Origin of the sequence: Mycobacterium sp. E342, assembly GCF_001667665.1 — a bacterium.
Classification (GTDB): domain Bacteria; phylum Actinomycetota; class Actinomycetes; order Mycobacteriales; family Mycobacteriaceae; genus Mycobacterium.
In genome coordinates, this window is the sequence record NZ_LZJM01000319.1 from 19822 (window position 1) to 29010 (window position 9189).

General features: G+C 69.3%; 11 protein-coding genes and 1 pseudogene. 6 read left to right on the forward strand and 6 right to left on the reverse strand.

Annotation, left to right across the window (positions count from 1 at the left end; genetic code table 11):
• Positions 1-13: 13 nt before the first annotated feature.
• A complete protein-coding gene (locus tag A5692_RS26175; RefSeq protein WP_156766294.1) occupies positions 14-229 on the reverse strand; it encodes a hypothetical protein in 216 nt (71 codons plus the stop codon).
• A gap of 53 nt (positions 230-282) precedes the next feature.
• On the opposite strand from A5692_RS26175, the gene ureG reads away from it, so the two are divergent.
• Positions 283-960, forward strand: a complete 678-nt coding sequence (gene ureG / locus A5692_RS26180) for an urease accessory protein UreG (protein WP_068062044.1) — start codon at positions 283-285, stop codon at positions 958-960.
• Positions 960-1607, forward strand: a complete 648-nt coding sequence (locus A5692_RS26185) for an urease accessory protein UreD (protein WP_068062045.1) — start codon at positions 960-962, stop codon at positions 1605-1607. Before ureG ends, A5692_RS26185 begins: the two co-directional genes overlap by 1 nt.
• Here A5692_RS26185 and A5692_RS26190 read toward each other — a convergent pair.
• From A5692_RS26190 to A5692_RS26205, 4 genes are all read right to left on the reverse strand, one after another.
• Positions 1604-2992 carry an NAD(P)/FAD-dependent oxidoreductase gene (locus A5692_RS26190; RefSeq protein WP_068062046.1) on the reverse strand — a complete coding sequence of 463 codons (1389 nt, stop codon included), beginning with the start codon at positions 2990-2992 and terminating at the stop codon, positions 1604-1606. The two genes, A5692_RS26185 and A5692_RS26190, sit on opposite strands and share 4 nt — an antisense overlap.
• Positions 2993-3193: 201 nt before the next feature.
• Positions 3194-3574 carry a DUF4189 domain-containing protein gene (locus A5692_RS26195; protein WP_068062049.1) on the reverse strand — a complete coding sequence of 127 codons (381 nt, stop codon included), beginning with the start codon at positions 3572-3574 and terminating at the stop codon, positions 3194-3196.
• A 109-nt stretch (positions 3575-3683) separates the two neighbouring features.
• The gene (locus tag A5692_RS26200) at positions 3684-4601 is read right to left on the reverse strand and encodes an LLM class F420-dependent oxidoreductase (RefSeq protein ID WP_068062052.1); all 918 of its coding nucleotides are present in this window, start codon (positions 4599-4601) and stop codon (positions 3684-3686) included.
• Positions 4602-4660: 59 nt separating this feature from the next.
• Complete coding sequence (locus tag A5692_RS26205; protein ID WP_068062056.1) at positions 4661-5338, reverse strand: SDR family oxidoreductase; 678 nt, start codon at positions 5336-5338, stop codon at positions 4661-4663.
• Positions 5339-5592: 254 nt separating this feature from the next.
• Between A5692_RS26205 and modA the strand changes: the two genes are divergently transcribed.
• The 4 genes from modA to A5692_RS29310 all read left to right on the forward strand — a co-directional run bounded on the left by modA (position 5593) and on the right by A5692_RS29310 (position 8613).
• Positions 5593-6366 (forward strand): molybdate ABC transporter substrate-binding protein, encoded by a 774-nt coding sequence (gene modA / locus A5692_RS26210; protein ID WP_068062058.1) that lies wholly within the window; start codon positions 5593-5595, stop codon positions 6364-6366.
• A gap of 3 nt (positions 6367-6369) precedes the next feature.
• Complete coding sequence (locus A5692_RS26215) at positions 6370-7176, forward strand: ABC transporter permease (protein WP_068062061.1); 807 nt, start codon at positions 6370-6372, stop codon at positions 7174-7176.
• Positions 7173-8279 (forward strand): sulfate/molybdate ABC transporter ATP-binding protein, encoded by a 1107-nt coding sequence (locus A5692_RS26220; RefSeq protein ID WP_068062065.1) that lies wholly within the window; start codon positions 7173-7175, stop codon positions 8277-8279. The genes A5692_RS26215 and A5692_RS26220 overlap by 4 nt, the downstream gene beginning before the upstream one ends.
• 121 nt (positions 8280-8400) lie before the next feature.
• Complete coding sequence (locus tag A5692_RS29310; protein WP_304528626.1) at positions 8401-8613, forward strand: APA family fibronectin-binding glycoprotein; 213 nt, start codon at positions 8401-8403, stop codon at positions 8611-8613.
• On the opposite strand, the pseudogene A5692_RS26225 reads toward A5692_RS29310, so the two are convergent.
• Positions 8553-9140 (reverse strand): annotated as a pseudogene (locus A5692_RS26225) (APA family fibronectin-binding glycoprotein); the annotation flags it as partial. The gene A5692_RS29310 and the pseudogene A5692_RS26225 overlap by 61 nt on opposite strands.
• Between the last annotated feature and the right edge of the window lie 49 nt (positions 9141-9189).

Sequence of the window (9189 nt, forward strand, 5' to 3'; positions counted from 1 at the left end):
CGTTGCGCCGCAGTTATCTCCGAGCTGGCTCGGGAATGGCGTCGGCATGGGGCGCATCGCTCTTGGCGTGGGCCCGGGTGAACACCAGGTAGAGGATCACCAGGGCGATGATGCCGCGCCGTAGACCAGCGCGCCGATGTTGAGCATCGTCGTGCCGCTCCGCGGGTACGGCGAACTCGTCCGGGTGGCCGCTTCGGCGCGCCGCGACGCGCGGTACCTTCTTGGTCAAGGACCGCACATTCGTCCACGCCGAACCGCGTTCCGCTTTCTGGAAGGCCCTCCATGTCAACACATCGGCACACCCACCCGCACGCTCACGGCGATCGGCCGCGACGGGTCCGGCAACCGGGGGAGCCGCTGCGCATCGGCGTCGGCGGCCCCGTCGGTTCGGGCAAGACGGCGCTGGTCGCCGCGCTGTGCCGGCAGCTGCGCGACGAGCTGTCGCTGGCGGTACTGACCAACGACATCTACACCACCGAGGATGCCGACTTCCTGCGCAGGCATGCGGTGTTGCCGGACAACCGGATCGCGGCCGTGCAAACCGGTGGGTGTCCGCACACCGCGATCCGCGACGACATCACCGCCAACCTCGACGCGATCGACGACCTGATCACCGCGCACGATCACCTGGACCTCATCCTGGTCGAATCCGGCGGCGACAACCTGACGGCCACCTTCTCCTCCGGTTTGGTGGACGTGCAGATCTTCGTCGTCGACGTCGCTGGCGGCGACAAGGTGCCGCGCAAGGGCGGCCCCGGGGTGACCTACTCGGACCTGTTGGTAGTCAACAAGACTGACCTGGCACCGCTCGTCGGAGCCGACCTGCAGGTGATGGCCGGCGACGCCAACGCGGTGCGCGGCGGCCGACCGACGGTGTTGCAGTCCCTCACCGACGACCCGGCGGCCTCGCAGGTGCTGGCGTGGGTCCGCACGCAATTGCGCGAGGCGGCCACCGTGTGATGCGGTCGCGGGTCCTGGTGGTCGCGTATCCGAACCGGCTTCCGCGCATCGAGTGCGCCGGCGCCGTGGCCGCCCGCTGCACCACGCCCGACACCGTCCACCTGGTATCGGCGGCCGCCACGCCGTTGGGTGGCGACAGCATCGATTTTCGCGTCATCGTCGAAGGCGGTGCCCGTCTCAAACTTCGCAGCGCCGCCGCCACCGTGGCGTTGCCCGGAGCGAATGTTCCCACCTCGCATGCCCATTGGGACGTGACGGTGACCGGATGCCTGGACATCGACCTGGAGCCGACGGTGGTCGCCGCCGACGCCCGGCACGTGTCCAGCGCCGAATTCTGCTTGCGAGACGGCGCCCAGGTGCGCTTTCGGGAGCGGGTGCAGGTCGGCAGATACGACGAGCGCCAAGGCTTTTGGTCTGGCTCCCTACGCGCCGACCGTGACGGCCGCCCGCTGCTGCGCCACCGCGTCGAGCTGGGTGCCGGGTCGCCGGCCGACGACATCATCGCGGCGCCTCGTGCGTCGATCCACGAATTGCGCTACCCCGAAACGGCTTTCCCGGACACCCCGATCGACGCCGGTTCGACCGTGTTGTCGCTGGCCGGCGGCGGCCTGCTGAGTACGTGGCAGGCCGACCGGCTGGGTGGCTAGCTGGCGCGCTTGGCGGTCGCCGGGCGTTTGGCTTCCGCCGCAAGCACCGCGAGTTGCTCGAGGCGGGTGCGGGCGAACGCCTGCTGCTCGGTGATGGTCAGCTGGCCGCGCCGTGTGCTCAGGAAGGTCACCGTCCACGACAGCAGCGTGCTGACCTTGGTCTTGAATCCGACCAGGTAAACCAGGTGCAGCAACAGCCACATCAGCCAGGCGATGAAGCCGCTGAACTCCAGGGGACCGACCTTGGCCACCGCGGAGAACCGCGAAACGGTGGCCATGGATCCCTTGTCGAAGTACTGAAACGGCTCGCGCTCGGTCGGATCCGCCCCGTCGAGTTCGGCTTTAATCGTGTTGGCGACGTACTTGGCGCCCTGGATCGCACCTTGGGCCACGCCCGGAACGCCCTCGACGGCGGCCATGTCGCCGACGACGAACACGTTCGGGTGTCCCGGGACCGACAGATCCGGTAGCACCTTGACCCGCCCGGCCCGGTCGAGCTCCACCGAGGACTGCTCGGCGAGGTCGCGGCCGAGCCCACTGGCCTGCACGCCGGCCGACCACACCTTGCAGGCGGACTCGATGCGCCGGACGGTCCCGTCGGCGTCCTTCACCGTGATGCCGTTGCGGTCGACGTCGGTGACCATCGCGCCCAGCTGGATCTCCACGCCCATCTTCTCCAGCCTGGTGCGCGCCCGCGTACCCAGCTTGTCGCCGAACGGCGGCAGCACGGCCGGGGCGGCGTCGAGCAGGATCACTCGCGCCTTGGTTGAGTCGATGCCGCGGAACGAGCCCTTTAGGGTGTGGGCCGCCAATTCCGCGATCTGCCCGGCCATTTCGACGCCGGTGGGGCCGGCGCCGATGACGGTGAAGGTCAGCAGCTTGGCGCGTCGTTCCGGATCGCGTGACCGCTCGGCTTGTTCGAACGCGCTCAGGATCCGTCCGCGCACCTCCAGCGCGTCGTCGATCGATTTCATCCCGGGCGCGAACTCGGCAAAGTGGTCGTTGCCGAAGTACGACTGCCCTGCGCCGGCGGCGATGATCAAGCTGTCGTAAGGGGTTTCGTACGTGTGGCCGAGCAAATCGGAGACCACGAACTTCCTGGCCAGATCGATGTGCGTGACGTCACCGAGGAGCACTTGGACGTTGCGCTGCCTGCGCAGGATGACACGGGTGGGCGGGGCGATGTCGCCCTCGGACACGATGCCCGTCGCCACCTGATACAGCAACGGCTGGAACAGGTGATGGGTGGTGCGCGCGATCAGTTTGATGTCAACGTCGGCGTGCTTGAGTTTCTTTGCCGCATTGAGTCCCCCGAATCCCGAACCGATGATGACGACCTGGTGGCGACGCTCGGTTCCAGCTGTGGTTTCTGGTGGGGGGCTCATGTTTCCGCTGCTCCTGACGGGGGCTTTTGGACACGCGACTGCAGTTAGCCACAACGCTAGTCAGGCGGGTACCCGGAAACCTAATTGATAAGCATGTGTTGTTTGCAACACTAACGGTGTTCCGAACCGAAATGCCTGGTGGGCGGCCGGCACTGTGGCGTAACTATCAGGGTCGTCAGTCCACCCGGCGCGGCGCCCTCGTTACTGGCTGGAACCTTCCCCGGCGCAGTGGTCGTGGCCCGGTTGGATCGTTCCGCCCGGCGCGCGCGCCAGCGCCGCCGCCTCCGCCTCCTCGCGGGTCGGTCCCCAGCCGCCGAAGTATCTCGATTTGGCCGCGTTGACGGCGAGCGCCAGGCAACCACCGTCGCCGCTGGCCAGCAGGCGGCAGTCACTGATGCTCTTACGGCACGTGTCCATGACCGCCTTCTCGGCCGCGCCCTGGTTGGCCGCTCCGTCGGCGATGTTGATGCGGCCGGTGGAGTCCGAGATCGCCATCGCGATCCAGTTGTTGTCGGCATGCGCGATCGGGGGCGCGGCGAATGCCACACCGGCCGCGACCGCCGCCAGGGCTCGTTTCTTCATGGCCTGCTCCCGGCCCTCTTCCGCGCTGCGCCGCTGTGGCGCAGGTAAACGCTGTTACATGGAAGTATTACCGCGGCGCGACCAATCCGCGACCCCACGCGGGCGGGAGCTACAGGCCGACGACCGGGCGCAGCGCTTCGCCCACGGCGCTGATCACGCCGGGGATGTAGAACGGCACGTTGATGATCACACCGTCGATCCCGGCGTCCACCACCTTGGTCTTGATCTGGTCGGCGACCGCGTCGGGGCTGCCGACCACCATGCGCTGCGTCATCTCGGCGGGGATCTGATCGGGTTTCGCGCTCTCGTCGACGAGCACCGTGGTCAGCGTGCTGGTTTCCAGCGTCGCCGGGTCACGGTCGACCTCCTCGCAGCGCCGCCGCACCACCTCCAATTTGCCCGGCAGCTCGTCGAATCCGGCGATCACGTTGAGGTGGTCGAAGTGGCGTGCCGCCAGCGGAATCGTCTTCTTCTCGCCACTGCCGCCGATCATCAGCGGAATATGGTCGCGGAAGCGGGGATTCGCCATTGCCTCGCGCACGCGATACCACTTGCCCTCGAAGGTCGGCCGCTCGCCCTTGATCATCGGCAGGATGATCTGCAGCGCCTCCTCGAGCCGGTTGAACCTGTCGGTGAAGGTGCCGAATTCGAAACCCAGTTGGTCGTGTTCGAGTTCGAACCACCCGGCGCCGATGCCCAGGACCGCGCGGCCCTGGCTCACCACGTCGAGGGTGGTGATGGTCTTCGCCAGCAGCGCCGGGTTGCGGTAGGTGTTCCCGGTTACCAACGTGCCCAACTGAACTCGTTCGGTGGCGGTGGCCAGCGCGCCCAACGCGGTGTAGGCCTCCAGCATCGGCTGGTCCGGATCTCCCAGCATGGGCAGTTGGTAGAAGTGATCCATCACGAAGACCGAGTCGAAGCCGGCCGCTTCGGCCTCGCGGGCCTGAGCCAGAACAGTGGGGAAGAGCTCCTCCACCCCGGTGCCGTAGGAAAAATTGGGAATCTGCAGACCGAGTCGAATAGCCACGCGGTCTACCGTAATGCGGCTCCGCGCGGCACGATATGGCTCGCCGCTGGATTACGCCCTCAGCCGAATTGCGCGAGCGCGCCGTGGCTGACGTGCAGGGTCTGGCCGGTGATGTGGCGGGCCGCCGGAGTGGTCAGGAACAACGCCAGCCGAGCGACCTCGTCGGCGACCGACGGGGGCGTGCGGGAGAGGCCGTCGTAGCCCGGCTGGACGCTGCGTCCGCCGGCGACGACGTTGACGGTGATGCCCCGGGTGCCGAAGACGGTCGCCTGTCCGGCGACCCAATTCGACAGCGTCGCTTTGATCGCCGCGTCGAGGCTCCCGGCCGGCGCGTTCTCGGGCACCACGCTGATGATGGAACCGCCCGAGCGCAGGTGGTCGCCCACGGTCTGCACCGTCAGCACCGCCGAGAGCACGGTGGCGTCCAACGCGTGCCGCCAGGCGTCCGCCGTGTCGGCGATGGAGTAGGTGCGGGGGTCGCCGGCGTCCCGGGAGGGCGCGGGCACGTTGACGATGGTGTCGAGGTGGTGGGGGAACAACGTGCGGGCCTCGGTCAGGCTCGCCGGGTCGGTGGTGTCGCACACGATGGCGTCCACGTCCAATTCCTTGGCGGCGATCTCCAGCTCGCTGCGCCGCGCGCCCACGAGGGTCACGTTGTGACCGTCATCGCGGAAGCGTTCAGCCACTGTGCGCCCCAGTTCGGTGTCTCCGCCGGTGACCAACACCTCCACTGCCATGACCTCCTCGTGTTCAACGTTGAACCCAGACCCGGGCGGCTCCGCGGGCCAACCACGGGGCCGCTGCGGGGGACCTGCCTGGGATCTCAGCGCGTTATGGCATCAATCTGCCTAGATGTTACTGGACAGTAGCTAGTCGGCGAAATTGTTGACGCCGCGACGCGCGGATCATTTGGATAACTATTCGACCGTCACTTTTTTGCGCCGATTAAGCCGGGAAGCGGGCCGCATTGTCGGCGGGTTAGGGTGCACGCATGCGGCGGATCGGGATGCTGGCCGGTGCGGTTTCGGTGGCGCTGGCGGTGGGCCTGGTCGGATGCGGTTCAAAACCCCCGTCCCAGCCCGCTGGCGGCTCGGGGAAGCTCGTGGTGTTCGCCGCGGCGTCGCTGAAGTCCGCGTTCACCCAGATCAGCACGCAGTTCAAAGCCCAAAATGCCGGCAGCGACGTCGAATTCGAGTTCGCCGGTTCCTCGGAACTGGCGACCCAGTTGACCCAGGGCGCGACGGCCGACGTCTTCGCATCGGCGGACACCGCGCAGATGGACACGGTCGCCAAAGCCGGGTTGCTCGCCGGCGACCCGACCGACTTCGCCTCCAACACGCTGGTGATCGTCACCGCGCCCGGCAACCCCAAACGGGTCGGATCCTTCTCGGACCTTGCCAGGCCCGGGCTGGGCGTGGTGGTCTGCCAGCAGCCCGTGCCGTGTGGATCGGCGACCCAACGGGTCGAAGACAGCACCGGGGTGCGGCTGCACCCGGTGAGCGAGGAGCCGAGCGTGACGGACGTCCTCAACAAGGTCACCACCGGACAGGCGGACGCCGGGCTGGTGTACGTCACCGACGCGCGGGGCGCGGGAAACGAGGTGGCGACCGTGAGCTTCCCGGAGGCCGCCGGCGCGGTGAACCGCTATCCGATCGCGGTGCTGAGACACGCATCGCAACCAACGCTGGCGCAGCGGTTCGTGGCCATGGTGACCGGCGCGGCCGGTCAGAACATCCTCGCCCAGTCGGGCTTCGCCAAGCCCTGAACCGTGCACCGGCCGACGGATCTGCCCCGGTGGGTGTACGTCCCCGCCGCCGTGGGGACCGTCTTCGTCGTGCTGCCGCTGCTGGCCATCGCGGTCAAGGTCGACTGGCCGAACTTCTGGCCCCTGATCACCAGCTCGTCGTCGCTGACGGCCCTGCTGCTCAGCCTTCGGACCGCCGCCGCCAGCACAGCGCTGTGTGTGCTGCTGGGTGTGCCGATGGCGCTGGTGCTGGCCCGCAGCACCGCGCGCCCGGTGCGGCTGCTGCGACCGTTGATCCTGCTGCCGCTGGTGCTGCCGCCGGTGGTCGGCGGGATCGCGCTGCTGTACGCGTTCGGCCGGTTCGGCTTGCTCGGTCGCTACCTGGAAGCGGCCGGCATCAGCATCGCGTTCAGCACCGCCGCCGTGGTGTTGGCGCAGACCTTCGTGTCGCTGCCGTTCCTGGTGATTTCCCTGGAGGGAGCCGCGCGCACCGCGGGCGCCGACTTCGAGGTCGTGGCTGCGACCCTGGGGGCCCGGCCCAGCACCGTCTGGTGGCGGGTCACCCTCCCGCTGCTGCTGCCCGGCCTGATGTCGGGGACGGTACTGGCGTTCGCCCGCTCGCTGGGGGAGTTCGGTGCGACGCTGACCTTCGCCGGGTCCCGTCAAGGGGTCACCCGCACGCTGCCCCTGGAGATCTATCTGCAGCGGGTCAGCGACGCAGACGCGGCGGTGGCGTTGTCGATCCTGTTGGTGGCCGTGGCGGCGCTGGTGGTGCTGGGTCTGGGCGCGCGCCGCCTGACCGGGGCCGAAGCGGGGCAGCCACAGCCATGAGTGACGTGCAGGTGCGCGCCGTCGTGGCCGACCGCCACTTGGACGTGGAGTTCGCCGTGCCTGCGGGCGAAGTGTTGGCGGTCCTCGGGCCCAACGGCGCGGGCAAGTCCACCGCGCTGCACGTGATCGCGGGGCTGATCCGCCCCGATCACGGGTTCGTCCGGGTGGGGGATCGGGTGCTCACCGACACCGCGGCCGGGGTCAACGTGGCCACCCACGACCGCCGCGTCGGCCTGCTGTTGCAGGAGCCGTTGTTGTTTCCGCACATGAGCGTTGCCGCCAACGTGGCCTTCGGGCCGCACAGTCGACGCGGGCGCCGTCGCCCCCCTCGGGCCGAGGCGAAGGCCACCGCGCTGCGCTGGCTGCGCGAGGTGGACGCCGAGTGGCTCGCCGACCGCAAGGCGCGCCGGCTGTCCGGCGGCCAGGCCCAACGGGTGGCGATCGCGCGGGCCCTGGCTGCCGAGCCGGTCGTGCTGCTGCTCGACGAGCCGCTGGCAGGTCTCGACGTCGCCGCGGCCGCGGGGATCCGCGCGGTGTTGCGCCGCGTCGTCAGCCGCACCGGCTGCGCGGTCGTTCTGGTCACGCACGACCTGCTGGACGTGTTCACGCTGGCCGACCGGGTGCTGGTGCTGGAGGCCGGCAAGATCTCCGAAATCGGCCCAGTGTCCGACGTGCTGACGGCGCCGCGCAGCCACTTCGGGGCGCGCATCGCGGGCATCAACCTGGTCAACGGGACCGTCGCCCCCGACGCGTCCCTGCACGCGCGCACCGGTGCCCGCTGGCACGCGGCCGCCGCGCGTGACAGGGGCGCCGACCTCGCGCCGGGGCGCAACGCGATCGCGGTCTTCCCGCCCACGGCGGTGGCGGTTTATCGGGAGCAACCGCACGGCAGCCCGCGGAACACGGTCGAGGTGACGATCGCGGAGCTGGACATTCGCGGGTCGGCGGTGCTGGTGCGCGGGGAACAGCAATCCGATGGCGCCCCCGGTCTGGCCGCCGAGATCACCGTCGACGCCGCCTCCGAGCTGCGGCTGGCGCCCGGCGAAACGGTGTGGTTCTCGGTGAAAGCTCATGAGGTGACCTTGTATCCGGCGGCGAATTGAGGGGGCGGCCGCGACCGCCCCGGCCGCCGGCGGGTTGCGCATCGGCAACATCGGCAAAACGGCGCAGCAATTGTCCGCAAGGCTCCTTGCGTCACAGCGGTAACACGGTAGGTTCGTCGCCATGGATCAGGTGGAGCCCAACTCGACACGTCGCAAAAGCCTGTGGGCGACGCTGGCGATAGCCACGGTGACCAGCGCCAGCGCCGTCACGATCGCATTGCCGGCGACCTCGTACGCCGACCCGGAGGTCCCGACCCCGGTCCCGCCGACCACGACGACGGCCGTCCAGATCTGGCCGTTGGGCTTCGACGCGTCGCTGAACTTGACCTCGTAGTACGACGCGCTGCCGGTGATGCCATTGGCCCCGGTGAGCGGGGTCGCCTCCTGGTTGATCCGGGTGCCCGGGTACGGCAGGAAGAACTCGCCCATGTCCGAGCCCAGCCGCACCGCGGCCTTCGCGTTGTTGGCTTCCGCGCTGGCGTAGAGCTTCTGGTCCAGGCGGCCCATCACGATGCGGGTGTCGTTGGCGACGGGTGGCGGCTGGTCGGGCAGCGGCGGCTGCCCGGTCGTCTTGCTCAGCAGCGCCGAGCCGTAGTCGAGGTGGGAGGCGTCCGACTCCACCCAGCCCGGGGGCAGGACGTAGCTGAAGCCGCCGACGGCGTTGGCCACCCGGCCGGCGTTCGGGTCGACGGGAGGCGGCGGCGGTGCGTTCGGATCGGCCGGCGGCGGGGGCGGTGCGTTGGGATCGGTCGCCGCCGGCGGCGCGCCGGGCGACGGAGCGGGTGGCGGGGGGGGGGTCGCCGGGCGTTTGGCTTCCGCCGCAAGCACCGCGAGTTGCTCGAGGCGGGTGGGGGCGAGCACCGCCGCGCGGTGATGGACAGCTGGCCGCGCCGTGTGCTCAGGAAGGTCA